Raw genomic sequence first — 24479 nt, forward strand, 5'->3', positions numbered from 1 at the left:
GAACGTTCAGCCGTTCGGGCCGGGCTTGTCGGCGCGTGCGCCGAACCAGCGTGACCGCTTCTTCAACGGGGTGAACCGCACGTCATCGGCATGCCGGGCGACCACGCCCCACAGCGATTGCATGCGGTGGGTGTCGTCGTGGGTCAGGTGATCTTGCTCGGCCTGCAATTCGGCCAGGCCATCGGTCAGCGCGGTGATGATTTCCGGCGTGGGCCCGAAAGACTCGACCAGTTGCTCCAGCGTGTTCAGCCGGTCGGCGATCTCGGGTGGCTCGACGTGCAGCCTGTCGGGCCTTGGCAGGGTGGCGTGGCCCTGGATCGGGTGGCGAAGAAGGCTCATGGGCGGTCGCTCCGAATGAGTGTCTTACATCGGTGCTTGCACTGCGCATGCAGTCTCCCGCCCAGGGTGCCGGTTGGCAAGAAGCAGCGCGCGGACTGTTGCGAATCCGCCCGTTCCAAGGCTTGCGGGGGCCGCCGCCCCCATCACCACCACCGCCACCGCCGCTGGCGTCAAGCGTGCTCCGGCTGCGCGTCCAGTGTCAGCAGGTCGCGCCCGCCGTGGGCCACACGCACCACGCCACCGATCACGAACTTGCCGCCGCCATAACGGATGGCTTCGCTGGCACTGTCCGGCTGCGACAGCGGGTCGCTGCGCGGCGCCGGGGCGTAGCGGGCCTCGCCGGCCAGGCTGCTGTCGGCCGACATCTGGTTGGTCTCGTTGACGAACAGGCGAAACGGCTGCCAGTTCGCCTCGTCGTTCACCTCGCTGGCGATGCGCTCCTTCAGCGCCTGGATCTCCTGCCCCATCGACGGCGGCGGCTGCGCGCCGCGCGCCGCGTGCTCGTGCATGCCCTGCTGCAGCACGTCCAGCCGCGCGACGAAGGCGTTGATCGTCTCGGCCGCCTCGGTGCGCAGGTTCTTGCGCTCGATGAAGGTGCGGTTCTTGCCCGGCGGCAGGTTGGCCAGCTGCTGCATGAACGTGTCCAGCGCCGCATCGCCGTTGTGCAGCCGGCCATCGGCGCCGCGCTCGCCCAGGCGGGGCCGCCACTGGTCGCGCTGCGCGTTGACGAGCTTGAAGAAGTCGCCCTCGACCGACACCTCGCGGTGCTTGAACGACACCGCGGGGTTGATGCGGCCGTCTTCGGTGGTCAGCCGCACCAGCCCGTTCGAGGCGCCGAAGATCATCTCCGATTCGACCCCGATCTTGCTGCGCGACAGCAGCATCACCGAGCCGCCGTCCCGGGTCTTGATGACGGGGTGGGTGACACCGGCGTCGGCGCTGGCGCTGCCGGTCACCCGGCTGGCGCTGGTGCCCTGAAAAGCCTGCAACGCACCGGCGCTGTCGCGGGCCTTGCCGCGGTTGAAGAAGGTGTGCTTCACGCCGGCGCCGATCTGCGTGCTCAGCAGCGTTTTCTTGTCGTCCGGCCCGAGCTTGATGCCGGCAATGCCGTCGGCCTGCAGCGACCAGTTGGCCGACGTGGCGCTGCCGCGGTTGTAGCCGAACGAGATGTCGTGGTAGTCGCCCAGCGCGCCGACCACGCCTTGCCACATGTCGTGGGCATTGGCGGGCTTCTGCGCGCCGCTGCCGGCCAGGTCGAAGACGGTGTTGACCACCATCTCGGTCATGCGCTTCCAGTTGGCCGACTGCATCCGCGCTTCGTCGTCGGGGGGCAGGCGCTGGTGCTCGCTGCCTTGCTTGTTGGTGCGGATCATCAGCCCGGTGGACGACGCGTGCGTGCCGCCAAGCCGCGCGATCGCGCCGATGCTGTAGTCGCCCAGGCCCTCGGTCAGGCCGGCGCGCACGCCGACACCCAGCGAGGCGGCGTGGCGCGTCTCTTTGCCCAGGTAGAGCACGCCGGTGTTCGACGCGACCCCCGCGCGCAGCACCGTGGCCTTGGTGCGGTCGTAAGAGCCTTCGACCACCGGCGTGATGCCCACGGTGTGGTGGTTGACGCTGACGCCGGCGGGCGAGAAACCAACACGCCCGCTGATCGCGTTCTTGCGGCCATCGCTGTAGTCGGCCACGTCGCCCCCGGCGACCACCGAGATCAACAGCCGGCGCAACACGTCGCGGCGCTGCGCCGGGTCGCCGCGGTCGAACTCGCGCTGCAGGTCGGCCAGGCCGCTGACGAAACTGCCCTTGCCCTGCAGCATCGCGAACGACTCGCGCAGCTGGCCCAGCGCCGGGTCGGCCGCCGGCACCGGCCCGGCCGCATGCTTGCCCAGGAACGTGTCTAGCAATTTCGGCGTTAGCGGCGCGCCCAGGTGGGTGGCGCACTCGCGGCGAACCACGTCCGGGTTCAGCGCTGCCGGCCCGGGCATGGTGCCGGCCAGTTGCCCGGCGCGCTGGGCCACGTCCGCCGGCGCCAGGCTGACCTTGACATAAGGGTCGGCCGTGGCGGCGAGCTGCTCGTTCCACAGCTGCAGCGCCGCCAGCCGCACCAGCCCCCGCTCGCGGTCGGCTGCCGGCGCGCCGGCCATGCCGTGGCGCAGGTGGTTGGCCAGCAGCGCGGCACTGTCGGTCACGGCCTGGCCGAGCTGCTTCTTGTATTCGGCCGGCACCTGGCCCAGGTCCGAGCCCAAGGGGCCGGCCTGCAGCAGCGTGGTCAGCGGCGACATCTCCTTGCCGGCCACCCGCTGCGCCAGCCGCCCGAAGCGGCCGAGGGCGGTGGCCATGCTGGGCTGTTCCGCGGCCGCCAGGTCGATGTACTTGACGAACTTGTGCAGGCGCCGCGTCATCGCGTTGAAGTCCGAGCCCTGGCCGCTTTCGGTGAAGCCATTGCGCAGCGCCACGTAGGCCGCCTTGAACTCGGGGTGCGCTTCGGCCGCCCCATCGGCGCGCGACATGTTGGCCGCCGCGTACTTCAAGGCCTGGCTGGCCAGCGTGGCCGGGTCTTCGCGCCGCGCCCTGCCGGTGCCGAGGATGCCGGCATCCAGCAGTTGCCGCGCCGGCGCGGCGTGGTCGATCGCGGCCAGCACATCGGGCGTGGTCTGGGCGCCGCCCACGTTGAGCTTGCCGAGCAAGGTGGTCTCGGCGCGCAGCGCGAGCTTGTAGTGCTCGACCACACGCTCGGCCTGGCCACGCGCCGGGTCGCCCGCCGGCGGCAGCGCCAGCCCTTGCAGGTTCATCAACGCCTGCATGCCGGCCGGCGAGCCGGCCAGCACGCGGCGGGCGGCGTGCGCCAACGCCACGGTCTGCGGGTCCAGGCTGACGGCGTTGCCGCGCGGCTCGGTGGCCACGCTGGCCAATGGCGACGGCACGGCCTGGTCACGCCCCACCACGCCGGGCAGTGGGGGCCGGTCGTTCCAGAGCTGGTTGTAGACGTTGGCCGCCAGCGCCGGGTCGGAGGTGACGGCGCTCAGCGCCGACGCGACCAGCAGCGCCTCTTCGTGGCGCAACGGGTGACCGTCGGGGCGGCCCACCGGGTCGGGGTTGGGGTGCTCCAGCAGCCGGTTGGCGAGCACGGTCGGGGCCAGGCCGACCAGCGTGGCCGCTTCGGCCGCGGGCGCCTGGAACAGCTGGCCGACCTCGCGTGTGAAGGCCACCGCCGAGCGCATCGCCTCGGGGGTGGCGGCCGGCCCCTGCGCGCCGCCGAACAGGCGCATGCCGGGCTGGCCGGCCAGCTGCGCCGCCGCGGCCGAACCGGCGGTGGCGGTCTTGCCGTCGATCGCCTTCTGCGCGCGCTTGCCCAGCGCCGCATCGGTGACGCCGCGGCCCGGGGCGTGGCCACCGTTGAAGGTGGTCGGGCCGGTGTTGGCGCTGGAATGGGTCACGCCGGCGAGCGTGATCTCCACCTTGGCCGGCCCGGTGCGGTTGACGTAGCCCTGGTGGGCGCCCCGCACGCCATCGGCCGCACGCTGCAGCAGCGTGCGCTGCGCGTCGGCGGCGGCCGGTGCCGCGGGTGGTGGCTCGACCTCGGCCAGCAGCGCCGTCAGCGCGGTCTCGATGTGCTGCGCCGCGGCCTGCGCCGGCGCCGCGGTGTCGACCGCGGCCTGGCGCGCCTGCCCGGCCTGGTCCACCGCGCCCTGGGCCAGGGCCTGCTGCCCGTCGCGCGCGGCGCCGTCGGTGCGCGGCCAGGCCTGCAACTGCGTCAGTTCGTGGCGCAGGGCCTGTTGCCGCTGCTGCTGCGCGGCCAGGCCGGCGTCGAGCCCGGCCAGCGTCTGCTGGTGGCGCGTGATCGCGGCGTCGGCCTGGGCCAGCTCGTGCCGCGCGCCGTCGAGCGAGCGCCGCGCGTGCGCCGCGTCTTGCCGGGTCTGCGCCAGCTGCCGCTCGTTGCCGGCCATCGCCTGCCGCGTCGCGCGCAGTTCGAGCACGGCCTCTCGGCGGTCTTGCCGCACCGGGTGGTCACGGCCGCGGCCCAGGGCCCGCATCAGCCCGGCGCGGGCCTTCAAAGCGCCAATCTGCTCGCGCTGCTGCTGGATCTCGCCCGTGAGGCGGGTGCCCTCGGTGTTGGCGCGGCCGAGCTCGGCCTGGTGGTGGCTAACACTGGCCAACGCCTGGTCGCGGTCGAGGCGCAGGTCACCGCCGGCGCCCAGCCGCGCTGCCGCGGTGTCGCGCTGGGCCTGCAACTGGCCCACGGCCTGTTCCTGCTGGGCGGCATCCTGCGCGACACGGGTGCGGTGGGCCACGCTGAGCGACAGGTCGGCCAGCGTCGCGTGCTGGCGCCGCGCGGCATCGGCCGCGGGCAGCACGGCGGCCGTGGCGCGCTCGTGCGCCTGCACCGCCGGCAGGTGGGTGTCGAACGCGGTTTGCGCCTGTGTGCGCGTGGCCTGCAGGCGCGCCACGGCCTGCTCGGCGGTGGTGAGCGCGGCCGTCGCGCCGTCGAGCCGCTGCAACGCACTCGCCAACCGGCCGGCGGCCAAGCGCAGGTCGCGCTGGTGTTGGCCGATCGTCGTGTCGAGCTGCGTGAGCGCCTGCCGCAGCGCCTGCGGGTCGGGCCCGGACGCGGTGGGCGACGATGTCGAGGCCGCCGGGCTCGGCGTCGACCCGGCCGGGGCTTGCGGGCGCCCGGCCGCGGCCTGCTCGGCCTGTCTCAGCTCGAGCGACCGCGCCGCCCGGTCTTGCTGCGCCTGGTGCAGCAGGCCGCCGAGGCGGGTGTGCTCGTCGGTCGCATCACCATGGGCGCCTTGCGCCGCCTGCAGCTCGGTGCGCGCGTCGGCCACTGCGGTGTGCCGGCCCTGCAACGCCTGCGCGGCGGCCTGGTCGATGCGGCCCCATTGGCTTTGCAGCGTCGTGGTGGTGTCGTGCGCGGCCTTCGCGATGGCGCTGTCCTGCGCATGCTGGTCCACCAGCTCGGGCAGCCGCACCTGGGCCGCCTGCGCGGTCTGCACCGCGGCCACTGTGGCTGGCGCCAGGGCCGTGGTGGCGGCCACCACGGCGGTCGGCTGCCAGCCCGGTGGTTGGGGCAACACCGCGGTGCGCGGCCGTGCCGTGTTGGCGGGGCCCCGGGCCGGGCCGGGCAAGACACCGCTGCCGGGCCCCGTCTGCGGCGCTTGCGGCGTGGTCGACGCAACCAGGCCGGCACCGCCCGTCAACGCATGAACCGAGGTCGATTGGTTGGAAGATCCGATCCGCAACGGGTCCATGGCGCCTTCGATCTGACACACGGGGTGATCCGCGCGGCCCATTGGGCGACACGGCGGCGCCATGCAAAAGCCAGGGACACGAAGCGCCGTCGCATCGTGCGAAGCGACGAACGTGAGCGGCCGTGCGCAGCGCCGTGATCGCGCTCGCCCTGTCGCACCAAGCGGCGGCTGGGTGGGCCGGCGGTGCAGTTCGTCGCAGAGGGCTCGCGGGGCCATTGGCCTGCCACGACAGTCCGGGCCTTCGCCACAAGCTCTGCCGCATTCGAACCATGAGACCCACGTTCATTCATCGCGCCATCACCCTCGCTGCACTCGGCCTGGCGGGGGCCGCATCGGCACAGGCCGCTCAGGCTTCAATACAGGCGCCGGCCGACGGCACCCCGCCGTCCCAGGTGGTCGAGGCGGTGATCGGGCAGATGAACCGCCACTACGTCTTCCCCGAGGTGGCGAAGAAGGTCGAGGCCGGCTTGAAGCACAAGCTCGCGGCCAAGGCGTTCGACCAGGCGGCCGACGGCGACGCGCTCGCCGCCGCGCTGACCGATGAACTCGTCAAGCTCACCGGCGACAAGCACATCCGCGTCGGCTACAGCGCCGAGCCCTTGACGCCCAGCAGCGACGCAGGGCCCAGCGCCGAAGAGAAGGCCGCGATGCGCGAGATGGAGCGGCAGCACAACTTCGGCGTCGAGCGCGTCGAGCGGCTGCCGTTCAACATCGGCTATGTCGAACTGCAGGGCTTTGCCGCGCTGGCCGATGCCGGCGACACCATCGCCGCCGCGATGAGCCTGGTCGCGAACACCGATGCGCTGATCATCGACCTGCGCCAGAACCACGGCGGCGAGCCGTCGACGGTGGCCTTCGCGCTGAGCTACCTGTTCGACGAGCGCACGCATGTGAACGACCTGCAGTGGCGCGAAGGCGGCCGCACCGAGCAGTACTGGACGCACGACTGGGTGCCGGGCAAGCGCTTCGGCCAGACCAAGCCGGTCTATGTGCTGACCTCGGGCGACACCTTCTCGGGCGGCGAAGAGTTCGCCTACGACCTGAAGAACCTCCAGCGCGCAACGCTGGTCGGTGAAGTGACCGGCGGCGGCGCCAACCCGGGCGACATGCAGCCGCTGACTGCGCATTTCGAGATGTTCGTGCCGTCCGGCCGCGCCATCAGCCCCATCACCCACACCAACTGGGAAGGCCGCGGCGTGCAGCCCGACGTGGTGGTGGACCGGGCCCACGCGCTGGAGGTGGCGCAGACCCGCCTGCTGCAGGGCATGCTCGAGCGCGAGCAGAACCCGCGCCGCAAGGCCTCGCTGCAGCGGCGGCTCGACGAACTCGCAGGCAAGGTCGCGGTGAAGTAACACCGCGGCCTGGCGCCGCCCCACCGCGCGCCCGCCGCCTGGCCGGGCGCGCGCGTGTGATCTCCACGGGCCCTGACCCAGGGCCCCTTCTGCAAAGCAACCCACCACCATGAAACTGCCGTCGATATCCTGGCTCGCGGGCACCTTGCTCGCAGCGCTTGCCGGCACCGCCCAGGCCGCTGCACCGGCGCCCTTGCACACCGAGCTGACGCTGACCCATGTCGCAGCCGACAAATGGCGCGCCGACTATGTGTTTGCCGAGCCGGTCACGGCCGTTGAATGGGGCGCCCGGGTCGGCCCCTACCGCCAGCAGGCCTGGCGCCCGCTGACGCCGGGGGTCGAGCTCGTCGCCCACGACGGCAACGAAGGCATGCGCAGCGCCGCACCGCTGACGCGGCTGAGCGTGGAAATCAGCGCCTACGACGACATCACCGAGGGGCAATACGCCCCGATCGACCGCTTCTCGGACGGCGGTTGGGATTTCTACGTCGGCTTTCTGTACGGCACGCCGACCCAGGGTGGGCGCGAGCGCACCATGGACGCCGCGCTGCACGTGAACGGCTTGCCGGGCGAAACGGTGATCCCGCCCAGCAAGCCCGGCACCGAACTCACGGGTTATGCCTACTTCGGGCCGGTCCAGCCGGCTCGCATGGGCAACGTGAACGTCATCATCGACCCGAAGACGCCGGCCTGGTTGCGCGAAGTGCTTGAGCAGACCACCGCGAAGGTGTCCCAGTTCTATGAACAGGCCTTCCAGCGCAAGCTGATCGACGCGCCCTTGGTGGCGGTGGCCTTTGTCGGCCTCGACGGTGCGCCCGGCACCATCAGCATCAAGGGCGGCGTGGCCGGTGGCGGCCTCGCCTACCGGTTGCAGGGTGCCGGCCTGGCCGACGACCACCCGAAGAAGCGCAGCTATTTCGCGCGCCTGGTGGCGCATGAGGTGGCGCACCTGTGGCAGGTCAACCTGACGCGCGGCGGCATCGGCGACAACGACGCCTGGATCCACGAAGGCGGCGCCGAGGCCGTCATGCTGGAGGCCTTGCGCAACACCGGCATCTTCACCGAAGAAGCGAGCGACCAGTACGCGCAGGCCCTGCTCGATGAGTGCGATCGACTGCAAGGCGACCTGACCGTCTACCGCGGCCTCTACGCCTGCGGGTTCAAACGCTTCCACGGCTACGCGATGGCGCCGGTGCCGCTGTGGCGCGCGATGATGGCCGCCAGCGAAGCCAGCGGCGAGGTCTACTCAGAGCCGATGATCCAGGCCATTCTCAAGGGCGCGCAGACGCATCAGTAGTTGCCACCGGGCGGTGGGCAACGCGACGCCTACACTGACGTTCAACCGTCAACCGCCCTGCGTCACCATGAACGTCGCTCTGGAGTCCCCCGATCAGCCCGAGGTCGTCGCGCTCATTGCCGAGCTGGACGCCTACCAAGACACGCTTTACCCGCCAGAGAGCAGGCACGCGCTGGACTTGGCCTCGTTGAAGCAGCCCAACGTCTTGTTTGCCGTCGCGCGCGACGGCGCGCGTGTTGCGCTGGGCTGTGGCGCCATTGTTCTGGGCTCGGAGTTCGGCGAACTCAAGCGCATGTACGTGAGCCCGCGATGCCGCGGCCAGGGCGCCGGCAAGCGCCTCATCGCCTTGTTGGAGTCCGAGGCCGCCGAGCGCGGCTGCACTCTGCTCAAACTCGAAACAGGGCCCTACCAGCCCGAGGCATTGGGCCTGTACGAGCGCTGCGGCTACGCGCGCCGCGGCCCGTTCGGCACCTACACCGACGATCCGCTCAGCGTGTTCATGCAGAAGCGCCTGGTGCCGACGGCCGTGGCCCCATGACGACGAAGCCCGGCACCTGACGACAGCAGCGCGCGACCACCAAGAAGCCTTCATGCCGAGCCCTGCACTGACCCACAGGCTCGCACACCCGCAAGACCTGGACACGCTGCGGGCGCTGATGAACGCCGCCATCGCCGAGTTGCAGAAGCCCTTTCTCGACGAACGGCAGATCATGTCGAGCCGAACCATCATGGGGCTCGACACGCAACTCATCGAAGACCGCACGTACTTCGTCGTCGAATCAGGCGGCCAGATCGCCGGCTGCGGCGGTTGGAGCCGCCGCGCCACGCTGTACGGGAGCGACAAGTCACCCGGCCGCAGCCCCGCCCTGCTCGACCCGACGCTCGACGCCGCCCGGGTGCGCGCGATGTACACCCACCCCGACCACGCCCGCCAGGGCATCGGCCGCCTGATCCTCGGCCTGTGCGAGGCCGCCGCCAGGAGCGAGGGCTTCAGCGCCGTCGAGCTGATGGCCACGATGGCCGGTGAGCCGCTCTACCGCGCCTGCGGCTACCAGGCCATCGAGCGCATTGACGACGACCGGGGCGGGGTTGCCGTGCCGCTGGTGCGCATGCGCAAGCGGCTGTAGGGCCACGAGGCGCCGCTGTGGCTGCGGGCTGCCCGCGCCGCCAAGGTCAGTTCGTCGCGCACGGGTCGGCCGCGGCGGCGGCCGGTGCGCCGCGCTTGGCCGCCGCCGCCGAAGGGCACATCCGGACCAGAATGCCGCTCAGCCCCATCACGTAGAGCCGGCCCTGGCCGTCTTCGCCAAACGAGGTGATCACGTTCAGCCCGCTGTCGGTCAACAGGGCCGAGGTGTCTTCGCGCCACTCCAGCGGCGCGCCGCGCTCGTCGTAGGTGATCGAGAAGATGCGGTTGCTGACGCAGTCGCCGAAGAAGTAGCGGCCGTCTGCTTCGGCGATGCTCGGGCCGCGGTAGGCGTAGCCACCGATCACGCAATTGCCCAGGCCACCCGGGATCTCCATGTGGGCGTAGTCGAACGCCGGCTCGGTGAGGCCGGGCGCGTCGCCGCCGACGATCGGCGTCTCGACCGTGCCCTCGCGCAGGCGCCAGCCGTAGTTGTGCCCGCCGATGTCGCCCGGGGCTTCGAAGTTGACTTCTTCGCGCGTGCCTTCGCCCACGTCGGCGATCCAGAACGCACCCGTCAGCCGGTCGAAGCTGGGGCGGTAGGGGTTGCGAAGCCCCAGCGACCAGATCTCGGGCCGCGCATCGGGCGAGCCCACGAAGGGGTTGTCGGCCGGGATCTGATAGCCGCTGTCGGCGCTACTCACGTCGATGCGCAGCACCTTGCCCAGCAGCACCTGGCCGTTCTGGCCGTTGTTGTCGGGGTCGTACGAGCCGCCGCCGTCGCCCAGCGAGAAGTAGAGGTTCTTCGAATCACCGGGCCGAAACCCGATCCAGCCGGCTTTGTGGCCCGCGGTGGACGTCTGGTCGATCGCGATGATCGACTGCCGCGTCTTCGGGCTGGCCTTGTTGGCGGTGCGCGGCGTGACGGTGTAGCGATCGATCTTGGACTGCAAGGTGCGGCGGTCGATGTAGCTGACGTAGAAGCGGCCATTGGCGGCGTAGTCGGGGTCGAAGGCCAGGCCGAGCAGGCCGCGCTCGCCCTCGGTGTCCACCCGCTTGGAGACATCGAGAAAAGTCGTGGTGGGCTTGCCGGGACGCACGAGCTTGATGAAGCCCGACTTCTCGACCACGAACAGGCGTTTGTCGCCTTGCGGCGCGGTGACGAAGATCGGCTCGTTGAAGTTGCCGACCACCTTGCCCACCAGCGCGTGAGCCGGCAGCGCACCGGCCCACAAGGCACCGACCAGGGCGATCGCGCGCCAACGTTGCCACAACAGTCTCATGTGAATACCCCCCTTGTTTTTGCGAACACGGGCGACGCTCGCAAGCGGTGCCCAGCCGTTTGCAGCAGGCGTCGGCCCCCCGCTCGGCGGCCCGCATTTTGGCCCACGGCCGCGCCGCCACGCGGCACCCGGTGATACCCTGCGCCACCCACAGCAAAGCCCCTCGAATGTCGCCCTACGCCAATGCCCAAACGATCCGCCAGCATGTCGACACCCTCGCGGACGGCGGCACGCTCACGGTGGCGCTGCTGCAAGGCACGGGCGCGGACGCCGCCAGCCGGTGCATTCACCGCGTGACGACCGACGCGGCCGGCCGCCTGCGGTCGGACATCGTCTACTTCTACGACCACACGGTGAAGGCGGCAGACGTCGAAGCCGACTTCGACCTGCTGATCGGGCGCGGCCTGGTGTCGATGAGCCAGTTGCACCACACCGAATCGATGCTCAACCGCGGACCGCGGATGCCGAGGCGAGGCTGACTGTTGACCCGGGCGCCGGTGATGGCCGACCAGGCCGTGGCCCCGCTGTGATGGCCAAACGCGAGGCTGCTCGAGCCTGAACGCCCGGTTACCAAACGACGCATCCCCGCCCACCAACAGAAAGCGGTTTCAAACAGAATCGTCCGCGGGAACCCTCACCGCCCGTCTGAGGCGCGGAGGGCCGGAGGACCTTTGAGGAGACGTCGATGAACCCCCGCTTGACCCACGCCGCCTGGGCCTTGGCCGCAGCATTGCTGGCGCCGGCCGCGCACGCCGCCGCCAACGGCCCGGTGTGCCTGTACAAGAACACCGACTTCGGCGGCACGCCCAACTGCAAGAGCGCCGACACGCCGAAGTTGAAAGACACCTGGAACGACAAGACCTCGTCGGTCAAGGTCGCCGCCGGCTACGAGGCCACGCTGTTCGAGAACAAGCAGTACGGCGGCCGCTCGCTGACGCTGAAGGTGCACACCGCCAGCCTGGCCGGCGCGAACTTCAACGACCTCACCAGCTCGCTCAAAGTGGTCAAGAAGTGCGACGCGGTCAGTTGGCAAGAGGGCGTGAACTACTGGCTCGGCAACGTGGTGCGTTACGAGCCCAATGGCCAGTACTACAAGGTCATCAACGTGACCGCCAACGGCACCGACGGCACCAACCCGACCATCAGCACCTGGTACTGGGCGCCCACCACCTGCGGTGATGGCGGCGACAGCGGCAAGACCGCCGGCGGCTACTACGTGAACTGGACGGCCTCGCCGATCCGCCTGCGTGACCTGCCGCTCAACTACAACCTGGTCTACCTGTTCCACGCAGTGCCGGTGGGCGGCCCGCCGGGCACCACCGGTGCCGTGACCTACTCGCCGCCGGGCGACGGCCGTGGCGCCGCCACGCACCTGAACGAAGACATCGCCTACGCCCGCACGGTGCAGCACCGCAAGGTCATGCTGTCGGTGGGCGGCGCGGGCAATGGCATGAGCTTCCCGACACGCACCAAGTCGCAGACCTTCGTCGACAGCATCGTCTCGATCTACAACCAGCTCGGCGGCTTCGACGGCATGGACTGGAACACCTTCGAAGGCAGCCAGAAGCCCGACACCGGCGAGATGGCCTGGATCAGCAAGGAGCTCAAGCGCCTGTACCCCGGCTTCATCATCAGCGCGCCGCCGGCGCCGTGGAACTCGGTCGACAAGACCTTCTGCAAGGACATGCTGAACGCCGGCGCGATCGACTACTGCGCCCCGCAGTACTACGACGGCCCCGGCCTGGCAGACCCGGACTACGTGGTCACCAGCGTGCAGGAATGGGTCAACCTGCTGGGCCCGACGCATGTGATGGTCGGCTTCGGCATCAACCCCTCGCTGCCCAACTACATGAGCAAGGCCCAGGCGATCGACGCGTGGACCCGCGTCGAAGCGGCCAACCCCGGCATCCGCGGCGGCTTCGACTGGGAAACCGGCACCGACGAAACGCAGGGCTGGCCGTTCGCCAACGGCGTGGCGCCGTTGATCCTGCATTGACGCGCGGCGGCGCGGCAGGCGCGCTCGCCGCGCCGGCCTGAACAGGCATCCTCAAGCCAGGCGCACCAACTCGCCCGGCTGGAGCAGCGGCCAATCCGCAGCGCCGCTGCGCCATGCGGCGAGCGCCGGGGCCAGGTCGTCGGACCGGTCCCACAGGCGCTGGTAGACGCCCGGGTCGGACGAGGGCGACGCCGGCTCGGCCAGCACGACCACGCTCGCGCCGCCGGGCAGGCAGCCGACGAGCGCGCGCAAGGCGTCGCTCCATGCTGCGTGGTCGAGCAGGTGGATCCAGCCCCCTTCGCGCCGGGCCCCTTGCAGGGCCGCCAGTGCTTGTTCAAGATCCGGCGGGCGCGCACCCTCCAGCATCAGCTTGGCCAACAGAATGGGTCTCGATCGGTTCACGCTCAAGCACTCACGCACCCACCGGCGGGCGGGTCAAAGGCGAGCCTTGTACCGAAGCCGCGGCCCGCTCGGCTTGATATAGCTCAAAAGACGCCTCTTTCGTGGCGCCCGGTCGGGGGCGGTGGCCACGGCACTCAGTCCAGCATCAGCACCTGGTCGCCCTCGGCCGGCTGGCAGCCGTCGGCGATCTGCTCCCAGCCGCGGTGGATGACCACGCGGCGGCCGGCGTGGCACAACTCGACCCGCGTCGCGCCCGGCACCTGGGCCCGCACGAAGGCCTCGATCGAGGCCGGCATCGACACGCGGTAGACGGCGCGCGCCAGGTCGTCGGCCGGGTGGTCTTCGCTGTGCAGCCAGGGGATGAAGGCACCGAACCACATCAACGGGCGCAACAGGTCGAACACCGTGGGCTCGTAGCCCTGCTGCTGCAGCCAGCGCTGGGCCTGGGCGCGGGGCGTGTCGGCGTCGGCCAGGTCGCCCGCCAGCGACAGCCCGCCCCAGGCGCTGGCCAGCAGCTCCATCACCCACTGGTTGCAGTTCTGGTAGCGCAGGCTGTAGGGATAGGCGTTGGCGCTGTAGTCGGCGGCCAGCAGCTCCAGCGCCTGCGGCTTGCTCAGCGCGCTGCGTTCGAGCGGCGCGCCGGCATGGGGCGGCAGGAAAACCAGCGACACATAACCCTCGGCCGGGTTGTCGGTGCCCAGCAGAAAACCCGAGATGCCCTGGTCGAAGATGCGCGGTCGCTGCTCGTCGCAGGCGTAGTAGAGCTGGCGCACCGACCACGGCCCGTTCGGGCTGGCCTGCAGGCTGACGCCGGCGTGCGAGTAACGCAGGCCGAACCAGCTCAGGTCCAGGCCCGAGCGGGCCATCAACGCCAGCGGCCGGCCCGAAGCCTCCAGCTCGGCCTTGACGATGCCGCCGAAGCGGAACAGCGTGTCCTGCTGGTCGATGCCGAGCTTGGCCTGGCGGTCGCAGTAGCGCAGCGATGCGGCCTGTGCCGCGCCCAGGCACGACGCCGCGGCCAGCAGCATGGCCGCCGCGGCGCGGGCGGCGAAGCGCCGGCCCGCGAAGAACCCAAGACTCAAAGCGTGACGGGGTTCGATGCCAGCTCTTGGTACCAGGCGTCTTCCAGCACCAGGAAGAAGGGCTGGCGGTTGTCGGCACGGGCAAATTCGACGCCGTAGTCGCGGTTGCGGGCGCTGACCACCTGGCCCACCGCCACGCCGCCCACCTCGGCGGCTTTTTGCGGCAGGTACAGCTCGAACGCTTCGCCGGCGCCGTCGGCCGGCTGCAGCGTCAGGCGCAGCGTGCCGGGGCGCTGGTCGGCCGCGGCCACCTCGATCACCTTGTAGTCGCCGTCGGCGGTGCGGTTCGGGCGGTCCGAGCTTTCGCTGGAGTTCTTGAACGAGTCCGACACGCTGCCCACCGAGGTGGACAGGCTCTCGGAGGCCGACGACGCGGCCGAGCTGGCGGCCAGCGCTGGCAGGGCGGCACCGGCCAGGGCCAGCAGGGCAGCAGGGGCGAGGAAGCGGCGGAACGGGGTCATGAGACGGGCACCCATCAAAGTTGCGTTGCGCGGATGATGCCTGAAGCGCAGGCCCGCCCCGCCGCCGTGGCGCGGCAAGGTGTTACCGCCGATGTGAGCAACAGTTGGCGCCATTCGGCTCGCCAAGCGCCGGGCGCGCCCGTGGCCCATCAAGGCGACCGCGGCAGCGCCGATGAACAGAGCACTGTGACTCCGCAGCCCTCTGGGCCGCGCCGCCCATGGCCGCTCACCCGACGGGAGGGCCCCTTCGATTCCCCGAGAGCCACCGGACATGCACGAGTCACACCAGGACCCCGCCGAGCAGAGCACGAACAAGCCCGCCTTCGACCACCGCAGCGTTCTCGAAAGCATGTTCGAGACGATGGAGGAAGGCGTCAGCGTCTTCGACGCCGACCTGCGGCTGGTGGCCGTCAACCGGCGCTTTCGCGAGCTGCTGACATTTCCCGACGCGTTGTATGTCGCCGGGACGCCCTTCGAGGCCTTCGTGCGCTTCAACGTCGAACGAGGCGACTACGGGCCCGGCGACGTCGAGCAGCAGGTGCGCGACCGGGTCGAGATCGCGCGCAAGTTCGAAGCCCACCAGTTCGAGCGCGAGCGGCCCGACGGCACCATTCTCGAGGTGCGGGGGCGCCCGCTGCCGGGCGGCGGCTTCGTCACGATCTACGCCGACATCACCCAGCGCGCCCGGGCCGAGCGCGGGCTGCGCCAGGCCAATCTGTTGCTCGAGAAGACCTTCGAGACGATGGACCAGGGCATCAGCATCGCCGACAAGAACCTCACGATGCTCGGCATGAACCGGCGCTTTCGCGAGCTGCTCGACCTGCCCGAGTCGCTGTGCCAGCCCAATACGCCGTTCGAAGCCTTCATCCGCTACAACGCCAACCGGGGCGACTACGGGCCGGGCGATGCCGACGAGCAGGTGCGCACGCGCGTGGCGATCGCGAGCAAGTTCCAGCCGCATTGCTTCGAACGCGAACGGCCCGACGGCACGGTGCTCGAGATCCGCGGCATGCCGATGCGCGAAGGTGGCTTCGTGACGATCTACACCGATGTCACGCTGCGCGCGCAGGCCGAGCGGGCCATGCGCGAGAGCGAGGCGCGCTTTCGCAGCCTCACCGAGCTATCGTCCGACTGGTTCTGGGAGCAGGATCTGCAGCAGCGCTTCACCCGGCTCGAGGGCCGGCACGCCAGCGGCGGCGACACCGCCTTCGATGCCGAGCTGGGCAAGACCTGGTGGGAGCTCGGCTACGAGATCGAAGAAGGCTGGGAGGCACACCGCCTGCTTCTGGCCGAGCAGACACCGTTTCGGGACGTCGTGATGCGGCGCATTCCGCTCGACGGCCCGGCCACCTACGTGCGCGTGAGCGGCACCCCCATCCGCGCGCGCGACGGCAGCCTGGCCGGCTACCGCGGCGTGGGGCGCGACATCACCCAGCAGCGTGGCGCCGAAGAGCGCATCCGCTACCTGGCCACCCACGACGGCCTGACGGGCCTGCCGAACCGGGTCTGGTTCAGCGAGCTGCTGCAGCTGGCGATCCAGACCGCGCAGCGCCACGGGCGGCGGTTCGCGGTGCTGTTCATCGACCTGGACCAGTTCAAGTCGATCAACGACACGCTGGGCCACGAGGTCGGCGACGAGTTGCTGAAGGCTGTGGCGCTGCGGCTGAAGGCCTGCCTGCGTGGCGCGGACGTGGTGGCCCGGCTGGGCGGCGACGAGTTCGTCGTGCTGCAGCAGGACATTCAATCCACCGAGGACGTGGCCACGGTGGCGCGCAAGATTCTGGCGACGCTGTGCGAGCCGGTCGAGATCCATGACCTGAACTGCCGCGTGACGGCCAGCATCGGCATCTGCCTGTACCCGGACGATGCGCAGGACGAGCGCACGCTGATGAAGAACGCCGACGTCGCCATGTACCTGGCCAAGGAGCGCGGCAAGAACAATTTCCAGTTCCATTCGAGCGCGGTCACGGCGCAATCGCTGGAGCGCATGGCGCTGGAACTGCAACTGCGCAATGCGATGGAGCGCCAGGAGTTCGCGCTGCACTACCAGGCCAAGGTCGACCTGAACAACAACCGCATCACCGGCGTCGAGGCCTTGCTGCGCTGGAACAATGCCGAGCTCGGCTGCGTCGGCCCGGCGCGGTTCATTCCGGTGGCCGAGCAGTGCGGGCTGATCGTGCCGATCGGCAAATGGGTGCTGCAACAGGCCTGCGCCCAGAACGTGGCCTGGCGGCGCCAGGGCTTTGCGCCGATCGGCGTGTCGGTCAACCTGTCGGTGCGCCAGCTGATGCACGACGGCCTGCTGGACGACATCGACGAGGCCCTGCGCAGCGCCGGCATGGACCCGACGCTGCTCGAACTCGAGATCACCGAAGGCATGGTGATGCACGACATCGAGCGGATGGCGCAGCTGTTGCACGCGATCAAGCGGATGGGCGTGCGCATCGCGATCGACGACTTCGGCACCGGCTATTCGTCGCTCGCGCACCTCAAGCGCTTCCCGGTCGACGTGATCAAGATCGACCGGTCGTTCGTTCAGGACATTGCCACCGACCCGGCCGACCGGTCGATCACCGAAGCGATCGTCGCGATGGGCCGCACCCTCAACCTGAGGGTCGTGGCCGAAGGCGTGGAAACGGCCGAGCAGCGCGACGTGCTGCGGGACATCGCCTGCGATGAGATCCAGGGCTACTACTTCAGCCGCCCCGTTCCGCCGGCACAGGTGGAGCAGCTGCTGCAAGCCCACACGATCTCGACCACGGCAGCGCGTGTGGGCGGCCACCACCGGATCGGCGTGAAAGCGTAGGTCTTCAGCCTGCGGGCCGGGTGCGGCGCAGGGCGACCCAGCCGGCGCAATCGGTTTCATGCACCAGCATGCGGCGCGCCGCCGAACTGGCGGCCGAGCGCCCCGGTTTTCGACCCTTCTTGCACGGCAACGGCCCCCACACTCCGGCCCCAGCCATGCGCCATGGCCACAACGGCGCGAACAAGAAGGAGCCTACCGAATGAATCAATTCAGCATCAAGGCGCGACTGGCGCTGTTGGTGGGGGCGCTGCTGGCGCTGCTGGTCTTGTCGTCGTACAGCACCGTGCACCACGTGCGCAGCGCCGAAGACAGCCTGCGCGACCTGTACAAGGACCGCGTCGTGCCGCTGAAGCAGTTGAAGATGGTGGCCGACGGCTACGCGGTCGGCATGGTCGACGCCGCCCACAAGGTGCGCGATGGCGCCTTCACCGGCGAGGTCGGCGCCAAGGCAGTCGCCGACGCGCGGCAGCAGATCGACAGCAACTGGAAGGCCTATGTCGCCACCGAGCTGAACGACCAGGAGCAGGCGCTGATCGCCAAGGCCGGCCCGTTGATGAAGCAGGCCGACCAGGCGGCCGAGAAGCTGCTCGGGCTGATGAAGGCCGGCGACGCCGAGGCGCTGCGGGCCTATGCCGCAAAAGAGATGTACCCCGCGATCGACCCGATCGGCGATGTCGTCAATTCGCTGGTGCAGGTGCAGCTCGATGTCGCGGCACACGAATACGAAGCCAGCGAGGCCGAAGCCAGCGCCGTGCTGTGGCGCAACATCACCCTCTCGACGATTGTGGTGCTGGGCGCCGGCCTGATGGCCTGGCTGCTCATCCGCTCGATCATCACGCCGCTCGCGCAGGCCGTGAAGCTGGCCGAGGCGGTGGCCGGCGGTGACCTGAGCCAGCGCATCGAGGTGCGCTCGCGCGACGAGACCGGCCAGTTGCTGGCCGCGTTGAAGAAGATGAACGAAGGCCTGGTCGATATCGTTGGTCAGGTGCGCTCGAGCGCCGAATCCATCGCCACCGGCTCAGCCCAGATCGCCAACGGCAACGCCGACCTGAGCCAGCGCACCGAAGAGCAGGCCAGCAACCTCGAGCAGACGGCCGCGTCGATGGAGCAGCTGACCGCGACCGTCAAGCACAACGCCGACACCGCGCGCGCCGCCAACCAACTGGCCTCCAGCGCATCGGGCGTGGCGGCCCAGGGCGGCGAGGTGGTGGGCCAGGTGGTGGCCACGATGGAGCAGATCACCCAGGCCTCGCACCGCATCTCCGACATCATCGGGGTGATCGACGGCATCGCTTTCCAAACCAACATCCTCGCGCTGAACGCCGCCGTTGAAGCAGCCCGCGCGGGCGAACAAGGCCGCGGCTTCGCCGTGGTGGCCGGCGAGGTGCGCTCGCTGGCCCAGCGCAGCGCGCAGGCGGCAAAAGAGATCAAGTCGCTGATCGGCGACAGCGTCGGCAAGGTCGAGGCCGGCAGCCAGCTGGCCGGCGACGCCGGCCGCACGATGGACGACATCGTGGCCCAGGTTCGCCGCGTGACCGACCTGATCGCCGAGATCAGCGCCGCCAGCAACGAACAGAGCCAGGGCATCAACCAGGTCGGCGACGCCGTCGCCCAGCTCGACCAGGTGACCCAGCAGAACGCCGCGCTGGTCGAAGAGAGCGCCGCCGCGGCCGAGAGCCTGAAGCAGCAGGCCGCCAAGATGAACGAGGTGGTGGCGGCTTTCCGGCTGGCTTGACCCTCGCGCCCGCGGTCGCAGCGCGCTCGACGGGTGGACCCTAGATCGCCGGCTTGACGACCTTGACGCGGGTGCCGGTGCTGAAGGTGGCGTCCGAGGCGTTCCACTGCTGGCCGGCGGACACGCGGTCGGCGTTGGCGAAGCGGACGGCGAAGCGCACGTCGCCGCGGTTCTTCGCGAAGACGTCGGGCGCGGCCAGCAGCACGTCGTAGGCGCCCACCGCGGCGTCGCCGGGCACGACCACCGTGACGCCGATGCGTGACGACGCCTGGCCTTGCGCCGGCAGCTTGCTCAACTTGCCGTTGCTGGCCTTGATGATGGCACCGGTCGTCTGGTGCTTCAGGCGCACTTCCAGAGGCCGGTCGACGAACATGCGCGACCAGCCGACGTTGCGCAGGTCGACCTGGACCACCACGCTGCTGCCGCGCTCGACCTTGGCCGGGTGGCTGACCTTGTCGAGCTGGACACGGTAGCCCATGCGCGCCGACACGGTGGCGTAGCAGCCCTGGGACCTCCAGGTGTTGAGCACCAACGGCGCGTAGTCGGCGTTCAGCCAGGCCAGGTGGTACTGCGGGCCTTCGGCCAGGATGTCGGCGCAGTCGCTGCGCAGCGGCTCTTCCGCGCCCTGGCAGGTCTCGCCGCCGAACGAGGCCTTCTGGGTCAATTGCTGGATGTAGGTGCGCAGGTCCGGCGAAGGGTAGGTGCCCGTGTCGGTGGGGCCGGCCAGGAAGCAATCGTTGTGCGACGCCACTTGCGCCGGCGCGTTCACGTCGGGGTACCAGAGCTTCAAGTCGCCGGGGTAGCGAAACGCGATCTGCGTGGTGGCCGGCACATTGGCCAGCAGCGCGTCGCGCACGATCAGGCGGTTGGCGTTGGCCGTGTCGCAGGGGGTGTCACCAGAGTGGTAGCCGCACGAGTTGCCCGACTTGGACGAGTGCCACTCGCCCCAGGCGCCGATGAAGCCGGCGCGCATGTAGGGGACGGCTTCGGCATGCGCGGCGAGCACCGGCTTCAGCTGCGCCAGGTGGCGCGCGATCTGGGTGGCGCTCGCATCGTTGCCGCCTTCGGTGAAGTCGTAGGCAAACAGCAACTCGGCCTTCATGCCTTCGGCCCGGATCGCCTCCAGGCGCATGCCCAGCGTGTTCAGCACCGAAGCAGGGATGTCGCCGTTGCGCCAGGCCGCGAGCGAGACCGGCGCATGCACCAGCCGCTGCCCGCGCGAATAGGCCGCGCGCACGCTACTGATGTCGAAGTCGCTGACGAGGTCGCTGCCGACCCAGCTGTAGAAGCCGCGGTCGGGGTTGGGCAGGTCGGCCGAGGTGCTGGCGAAGGTCGCCGAGACCCAGCTGTAGAAGCCGCGGTCGGGGTTGGGCAGGTCGGCCGAGGTGCTGGCGAAGGTCGCCGAGACCGGCGCCGCACTGGCGCCGAGCGCCCACAGGGCGGGCGCGAGGGCCAAGGCCACGACACTGATTCGAGAAGGCATGCAGAACTCCTGGTCCGGATGGGCGCTGTGCCAAGGGCCGGGCGCTGCGGGCGACGCTCCCGATGGCTCGCGCCACAGGGAACCGCCGCGTCGATGCTACAGGGCAGGTCGCTGCCAAACGGCCGCGCAGATGGATCCGAAAGCAACAGAATTGTCGACCCCGCTCTTCAGCACCCCAGGCGGTCCCGCCGCGAAGACATTCCTTGAAAAACTCAGCGGCGCGGAGCTGACACAAGCCGACTAAGATCACGACTTCGCCATGCGAGCCACCCGCCTCACCACCACTTCACGCCGCCACCTTGGGTGGCTGCTGTGGCTGGCGCTGCTGTTGCCGCTGGCGCAGGCCGCGGCCAACTGGCATGCGGTGTCGCATGCGGCCACCACGGCCGCCGGCAGCGAGCCCGACAGCGACAGCAAGGCGCTGCACGCGTCGAGCTGCGCGCTGTGCCTGGGCGCCGCCGCCATCGGCCACGGTGCGTTGCCCAGCGCCCCGCCCGGCCTGCCGTTGCTGGTCAGCAGCCATGCGGCGCCCCAGGCCGACCTGCACGGCGGCCACCATGCCACGCACTGGCCGGCTTACCGCAGCCGCGCGCCCCCCGTCATTCCCTGCTGATCGTTGCTGACTGCGCCGTGCGCGCCCTGCTCTGTGGCAGAGCGGCGCGCTGGCGCACCCGAACGCTTTCGCTTGGAATGAATTCACATGCATTTGCTGTTGCCGGCGAGCCTTGCGCTCGCCCTGGCCGCGCCCATGGGTGCGGCTGCCGCCTCGACCACCACCCCACCCTCGCCTGACATCCAGGCCATCCGGCAAGAGATCGACGCGATGCGCGCCGCCTACGAGGCGCGCCTGCAGGCACTCGAAGAACGCCTGAAGGCGGCCGAGGCCGCTGCCACCGCGCCGCCCCCCGTGGCGGCGGCCGTCCCCCTACCACCGCCGGCACCCGCACCCGCCCCAGCAGTCGCCGGCGGCGCCAACAGCTTCAACCCGGCGATCTCGCTGATCTTGTCGGGGCAGTACGCGCGGCTGTCGCAAGACCCGGCGAACTACGCGATCACCGGCTTCCAGCTGCCCACCGATGCCGAGCTCGGCCCCGGTGAACGTGGCTTCGGCCTGGGTGAAACCGAGCTCGGTTTGTCGGCCAGCATCGACCCGTGGCTGCGCGGCGCCGTCAACCTCGCGCTGGCGCCAGACGACGGCGTCGAGGTCGAAGAGGCCTTCATCGAAACCACCGCGCTGGACTACGGCTTCACGCTGCGCGGCGGCCGCTTCTTCTCGGCCATCGGCTACCTCAATTCGCAGCACGCCCACACCTGGGATTTCGTCGACAACCCGCTCGCCTACCAGGCGCTGCTGGGCACCCAGCATGGCGACGACGGGCTGCGCCTGAGCTGGCTCGCGCCGACCGATCAGTACCTCGAACTGGCCGCCGAGATCGGCCGCGGCCGCAGCTACCCCGGCGGCGGCAACGAGGGCAATGGTGCCGGCATGTGGGCCCTGGCCGCGCACACCGGTGGCGACCTGGGCGACAGCCACAGCTGGCGCGCCGGCCTGTCGGTGATGAAGACCAAGGCGGCCGACCAGGAACTGGCCGCGATCGACGCGAGCGGCGCCGCGGTGACCAACGCCTTCAGCGGCAACACCCGCGTGTGGGTGGCCGACGCGGTGTGGAAGTGGGCGCCCAACGGCAACGCCACGCGCACCAACTTCAAGCTGCAGGGCGAATACCTGCGCAGCACGCGCAGCGGCATGCTGACCTACGACCTGGACGGCGCCCACAGCGCCGGCGCCTACCACGCCACGCAGTCGGGCTGGTACCTTCAAGGCATCTACCAGTTCATGCCGCGCTGGCGCGTGGGCCTGCGCACCGAGCAGCTCGATGCCGGCTCGCCAGACTACGGCCCCAATGCCGTCGCCCTGGCGACGGGCGACTACCAGCCGCGCAAGCACACGCTGATGCTGGACTTCAGCCCAAGCGAGTTCTCGCGCTTTCGGCTGCAGTTCGGGCAAGACCGCTCGCGCGACGGCGTGACCGACAACCAGATCACCCTGCAATACCAGATGAGCCTGGGCGCGCATGGCGCCCACGGCTTCTAACCGCTGAATTTGGAGTACCCATGATGATGAACCGCACCACCCTGCCCGGTCTGCTGGCCGCTGCGGCGCTGAGCCTGTCGACGTTGCCGGCCCAGGCTGCCCTGCGCGTGTTCGCCTGCGAGCCCGAGTGGGGCGCGTTGGCGCAAGAATTGGGCGGCAACCTGGTCGACGTGTCGGTGGCCACCACCGCGCTGCAAGACCCGCACCAGATCCAGGCCAAGCCCAGCCTGATTGCACGCGCACGCAACGCCGACCTGGTCGTCTGCACCGGCGCCGAGCTGGAGATTGGCTGGCTGCCGATCCTGTTGCAGCAGTCGGGCAACGCCAAGGTGCAGCCCGGCCAGCCCGGCAACTTCGCCGCGGCCGACCAGGTGCGCAAGCTCGAACTGCCATCGCAGGTCGATCGCTCGCAAGGCGACGTGCACGCCGCCGGCAACCCGCACATCCAGACCGACCCGCGCAACATCGCGCTCGTCGCCACCGCGCTCGGTGCGCGGCTGCAGCAGGTGGACCCGGCCCATGCCGCTGACTACGCCAAGCGCCAAGCCGATTTCACGCAACGCTGGCAGCAGGCCATGGCCCGCTGGAATGCGCAGGCGGCGCCGCTCAAGGGTGCGCCGGTCGTGTCACAGCACAAGGCCTTCGTCTACCTGTACGACTGGCTGGGCCTGAAGGAGGTGGCGGTGCTGGAGCCCAAGCCCGGGGTCGAACCGAGTGCCGCGCACCTGCAAACCGTGCTCACCACGCTGAAGGCCACGCCGGCCCGCATGGTGGTGCGCGCGGCCTACCAAGACGGCAAACCGTCGGAGTGGCTGAACAAGAACGCCGGCATCGCCGCGGTCACGCTGCCCTTCACCGTGGGCGGCACCGATGGCGCGAAAGACCTGTTCGCGCTGTTCGACGACACCGTCGCGCGGCTCGTGGCCGCCGGGAGCGCCAAATGAACTGGAGCGCACTGGACTGGTCCATTCTCGGCCCCGGCCTGATCGCCGGGCTGCTGGTGCTGCTGACGCACGTGCCGCTGGGCACGCAAGTGCTGGACCGCGGCATCGTCTTCATCGACCTGGCGATCGCGCAGATCGCCGGCCTGGGCGTGATCGCGGCCGATGCGCTGGGCTTGCCCGACGGCGGCATGGCGGTGCAGGCCGCGGCTGTCTGCGCGGCGCTGCTCGGCGCCTTGCTGCTGACCTGGACGGAGCGGCGCGCCCCGCATCAGCAAGAGGCCCTGATCGGCGTGCTGTTCATCCTCGCCGCCTGCGCGGGCATCTTGCTGCTGGCCGGCAACCCGCACGGCGGCGAGCACCTGAAAGACTTGCTGGTCGGCCAGATCCTGTGGGTCAACCCCTCGCAGCTCGTGTGGCTGGCCGCCGCATCGGCACTGCTGTGCGCGGCCATATGGCTGGGCTGGGTGAAGCGGCTCGGGCGCTTCGGCTTCTACGGCGCGTTCGCGATCGCGGTCACCGCATCGGTGCAGCTGGTGGGCGTGTACCTGGTGTTCTCGAGCCTGATCATCCCGGCGCTGGCCACACGCACGCTGCGTGGCCGCAGCCGGCTCGTCGTGGGCTACGTGATCGGTGCACTCGGCTATGCGCTGGGGCTGGCGTTGTCGGCACTGTTCGATCTGCCTTCGGGCGCTGTGATCGTGTGGACGCTGGCGGCCTGCGCGCTCGCGAGCGTGGGTCTGGTGCGTGCGCCGGCTTCAGGCCTGGCGTCGAGCGAAGTGGGGCATGAGCAGGCGACGTGATGTGATGCGGTGCGTGCGCGACAGGATGGGGGGCA

At 70.1% G+C, this 24479-nt stretch carries 19 protein-coding genes; 12 read left to right on the forward strand and 7 right to left on the reverse strand.

Features of this window, described 5'->3' with window-relative positions; all coding sequences use genetic code 11:
• Positions 1-6: 6 nt before the first annotated feature.
• Both ACE3SG_RS04975 and ACE3SG_RS04980 read right to left on the reverse strand, forming a co-directional pair.
• A complete protein-coding gene (locus ACE3SG_RS04975; RefSeq protein ID WP_374562889.1) occupies positions 7-339 on the reverse strand; it encodes a hypothetical protein in 333 nt (110 codons plus the stop codon).
• 170 nt (positions 340-509) lie between these two features.
• A complete protein-coding gene (locus tag ACE3SG_RS04980; protein WP_374562890.1) occupies positions 510-5585 on the reverse strand; it encodes a hypothetical protein in 5076 nt (1691 codons plus the stop codon).
• 269 nt (positions 5586-5854) lie between these two features.
• Between ACE3SG_RS04980 and ACE3SG_RS04985 the strand changes: the two genes are divergently transcribed.
• The 4 genes from ACE3SG_RS04985 (at position 5855) to ACE3SG_RS05000 (ending at position 9361) form a co-directional block, all read left to right on the forward strand.
• Positions 5855-6937, forward strand: coding sequence for a S41 family peptidase (locus ACE3SG_RS04985; protein ID WP_374562891.1), 1083 nt, complete (start codon positions 5855-5857; stop codon positions 6935-6937).
• A gap of 109 nt (positions 6938-7046) precedes the next feature.
• On the forward strand, positions 7047-8234 hold the full coding sequence (locus ACE3SG_RS04990) for a hypothetical protein (protein WP_374562892.1): 1188 nt from the start codon (positions 7047-7049) through the stop codon (positions 8232-8234).
• A gap of 67 nt (positions 8235-8301) precedes the next feature.
• Positions 8302-8772 carry a GNAT family N-acetyltransferase gene (locus ACE3SG_RS04995; RefSeq protein WP_374562893.1) on the forward strand — a complete coding sequence of 157 codons (471 nt, stop codon included), beginning with the start codon at positions 8302-8304 and terminating at the stop codon, positions 8770-8772.
• Positions 8773-8824: 52 nt separating this feature from the next.
• A complete protein-coding gene (locus ACE3SG_RS05000) occupies positions 8825-9361 on the forward strand; it encodes a GNAT family N-acetyltransferase (protein WP_374562894.1) in 537 nt (178 codons plus the stop codon).
• Between the two features lie 46 nt (positions 9362-9407).
• Here the strand turns inward: ACE3SG_RS05000 and ACE3SG_RS05005 are convergent, their stop codons facing one another.
• Positions 9408-10640, reverse strand: a complete 1233-nt coding sequence (locus ACE3SG_RS05005) for a sorbosone dehydrogenase family protein (RefSeq protein ID WP_374562895.1) — start codon at positions 10638-10640, stop codon at positions 9408-9410.
• Positions 10641-10807: 167 nt separating this feature from the next.
• Here ACE3SG_RS05005 and ACE3SG_RS05010 point away from each other — a divergent pair, with 167 nt between their 5' ends.
• A complete protein-coding gene (locus ACE3SG_RS05010) occupies positions 10808-11119 on the forward strand; it encodes a hypothetical protein (RefSeq protein ID WP_374562896.1) in 312 nt (103 codons plus the stop codon).
• A 206-nt stretch (positions 11120-11325) separates the two neighbouring features.
• Positions 11326-12636 carry a peptidase inhibitor family I36 protein gene (locus tag ACE3SG_RS05015; protein WP_374562897.1) on the forward strand — a complete coding sequence of 437 codons (1311 nt, stop codon included), beginning with the start codon at positions 11326-11328 and terminating at the stop codon, positions 12634-12636.
• Between the two features lie 51 nt (positions 12637-12687).
• On the opposite strand, the gene ACE3SG_RS05020 is transcribed toward ACE3SG_RS05015, so the two are convergent.
• The 3 genes from ACE3SG_RS05020 to ACE3SG_RS05030 all read right to left on the reverse strand — a co-directional run bounded on the left by ACE3SG_RS05020 (position 12688) and on the right by ACE3SG_RS05030 (position 14581).
• Complete coding sequence (locus ACE3SG_RS05020) at positions 12688-13038, reverse strand: hypothetical protein (RefSeq protein ID WP_374562898.1); 351 nt, start codon at positions 13036-13038, stop codon at positions 12688-12690.
• A 134-nt stretch (positions 13039-13172) separates the two neighbouring features.
• Complete coding sequence (locus ACE3SG_RS05025; RefSeq protein WP_374562899.1) at positions 13173-14120, reverse strand: DUF2145 domain-containing protein; 948 nt, start codon at positions 14118-14120, stop codon at positions 13173-13175.
• On the reverse strand, positions 14117-14581 hold the full coding sequence (locus ACE3SG_RS05030) for a hypothetical protein (RefSeq protein ID WP_374562900.1): 465 nt from the start codon (positions 14579-14581) through the stop codon (positions 14117-14119). The genes ACE3SG_RS05025 and ACE3SG_RS05030 overlap by 4 nt, the downstream gene beginning before the upstream one ends.
• Positions 14582-14852: 271 nt before the next feature.
• Here ACE3SG_RS05030 and ACE3SG_RS05035 point away from each other — a divergent pair, with 271 nt between their 5' ends.
• A complete protein-coding gene (locus tag ACE3SG_RS05035) occupies positions 14853-17387 on the forward strand; it encodes a PAS-domain containing protein (RefSeq protein WP_374562901.1) in 2535 nt (844 codons plus the stop codon).
• Between the two features lie 199 nt (positions 17388-17586).
• On the forward strand, positions 17587-19122 hold the full coding sequence (locus tag ACE3SG_RS05040) for a methyl-accepting chemotaxis protein (protein ID WP_374562902.1): 1536 nt from the start codon (positions 17587-17589) through the stop codon (positions 19120-19122).
• Positions 19123-19162: 40 nt separating this feature from the next.
• On the opposite strand, the gene ACE3SG_RS05045 is transcribed toward ACE3SG_RS05040, so the two are convergent.
• Positions 19163-20605 (reverse strand): DUF4832 domain-containing protein, encoded by a 1443-nt coding sequence (locus ACE3SG_RS05045; RefSeq protein ID WP_374562903.1) that lies wholly within the window; start codon positions 20603-20605, stop codon positions 19163-19165.
• A gap of 259 nt (positions 20606-20864) precedes the next feature.
• On the opposite strand from ACE3SG_RS05045, the gene ACE3SG_RS05050 reads away from it, so the two are divergent.
• From ACE3SG_RS05050 to ACE3SG_RS05065, 4 genes are all read left to right on the forward strand, one after another.
• Entirely contained in the window at positions 20865-21218 is a 354-nt protein-coding gene (locus tag ACE3SG_RS05050; protein WP_374562904.1) for a DUF2946 family protein, read from the forward strand.
• A gap of 87 nt (positions 21219-21305) precedes the next feature.
• Complete coding sequence (locus ACE3SG_RS05055; protein WP_374562905.1) at positions 21306-22700, forward strand: hypothetical protein; 1395 nt, start codon at positions 21306-21308, stop codon at positions 22698-22700.
• Positions 22701-22720: 20 nt separating this feature from the next.
• Complete coding sequence (locus ACE3SG_RS05060) at positions 22721-23644, forward strand: metal ABC transporter substrate-binding protein (RefSeq protein ID WP_374562906.1); 924 nt, start codon at positions 22721-22723, stop codon at positions 23642-23644.
• On the forward strand, positions 23641-24444 hold the full coding sequence (locus ACE3SG_RS05065; protein WP_374562907.1) for a metal ABC transporter permease: 804 nt from the start codon (positions 23641-23643) through the stop codon (positions 24442-24444). Before ACE3SG_RS05060 ends, ACE3SG_RS05065 begins: the two co-directional genes overlap by 4 nt.
• Positions 24445-24479: the final 35 nt, after the last annotated feature.

The sequence above is a fragment of the Ideonella sp. genome (genome assembly GCF_041914305.1).
In the GTDB taxonomy this organism is placed as follows: Bacteria; Pseudomonadota; Gammaproteobacteria; order Burkholderiales; family Burkholderiaceae_C; genus Ideonella.

Bases quoted from the DNA above. Each gene is read 5' to 3' on its own strand.
- ACE3SG_RS04975 (WP_374562889.1), bottom strand. From the start codon at position 339: ATGAGCCTTCTTCGCCACCCGATCCAGGGCCACGCCACCCTGCCAAGG.
- ACE3SG_RS04980 (WP_374562890.1), bottom strand. From the start codon at position 5,585: ATGGACCCGTTGCGGATCGGATCTTCCAACCAATCGACCTCGGTTCAT.
- ACE3SG_RS04985 (WP_374562891.1), top strand. From the start codon at position 5,855: ATGAGACCCACGTTCATTCATCGCGCCATCACCCTCGCTGCACTCGGC.
- ACE3SG_RS04990 (WP_374562892.1), top strand. From the start codon at position 7,047: ATGAAACTGCCGTCGATATCCTGGCTCGCGGGCACCTTGCTCGCAGCG.
- ACE3SG_RS04995 (WP_374562893.1), top strand. From the start codon at position 8,302: ATGAACGTCGCTCTGGAGTCCCCCGATCAGCCCGAGGTCGTCGCGCTC.
- ACE3SG_RS05000 (WP_374562894.1), top strand. From the start codon at position 8,825: ATGCCGAGCCCTGCACTGACCCACAGGCTCGCACACCCGCAAGACCTG.
- ACE3SG_RS05005 (WP_374562895.1), bottom strand. From the start codon at position 10,640: ATGAGACTGTTGTGGCAACGTTGGCGCGCGATCGCCCTGGTCGGTGCC.
- ACE3SG_RS05010 (WP_374562896.1), top strand. From the start codon at position 10,808: ATGTCGCCCTACGCCAATGCCCAAACGATCCGCCAGCATGTCGACACC.
- ACE3SG_RS05015 (WP_374562897.1), top strand. From the start codon at position 11,326: ATGAACCCCCGCTTGACCCACGCCGCCTGGGCCTTGGCCGCAGCATTG.
- ACE3SG_RS05030 (WP_374562900.1), bottom strand. From the start codon at position 14,581: ATGACCCCGTTCCGCCGCTTCCTCGCCCCTGCTGCCCTGCTGGCCCTG.
- ACE3SG_RS05035 (WP_374562901.1), top strand. From the start codon at position 14,853: ATGCACGAGTCACACCAGGACCCCGCCGAGCAGAGCACGAACAAGCCC.
- ACE3SG_RS05040 (WP_374562902.1), top strand. From the start codon at position 17,587: ATGAATCAATTCAGCATCAAGGCGCGACTGGCGCTGTTGGTGGGGGCG.
- ACE3SG_RS05045 (WP_374562903.1), bottom strand. From the start codon at position 20,605: ATGCCTTCTCGAATCAGTGTCGTGGCCTTGGCCCTCGCGCCCGCCCTG.
- ACE3SG_RS05050 (WP_374562904.1), top strand. From the start codon at position 20,865: ATGCGAGCCACCCGCCTCACCACCACTTCACGCCGCCACCTTGGGTGG.
- ACE3SG_RS05055 (WP_374562905.1), top strand. From the start codon at position 21,306: ATGCATTTGCTGTTGCCGGCGAGCCTTGCGCTCGCCCTGGCCGCGCCC.
- ACE3SG_RS05060 (WP_374562906.1), top strand. From the start codon at position 22,721: ATGATGATGAACCGCACCACCCTGCCCGGTCTGCTGGCCGCTGCGGCG.
- ACE3SG_RS05065 (WP_374562907.1), top strand. From the start codon at position 23,641: ATGAACTGGAGCGCACTGGACTGGTCCATTCTCGGCCCCGGCCTGATC.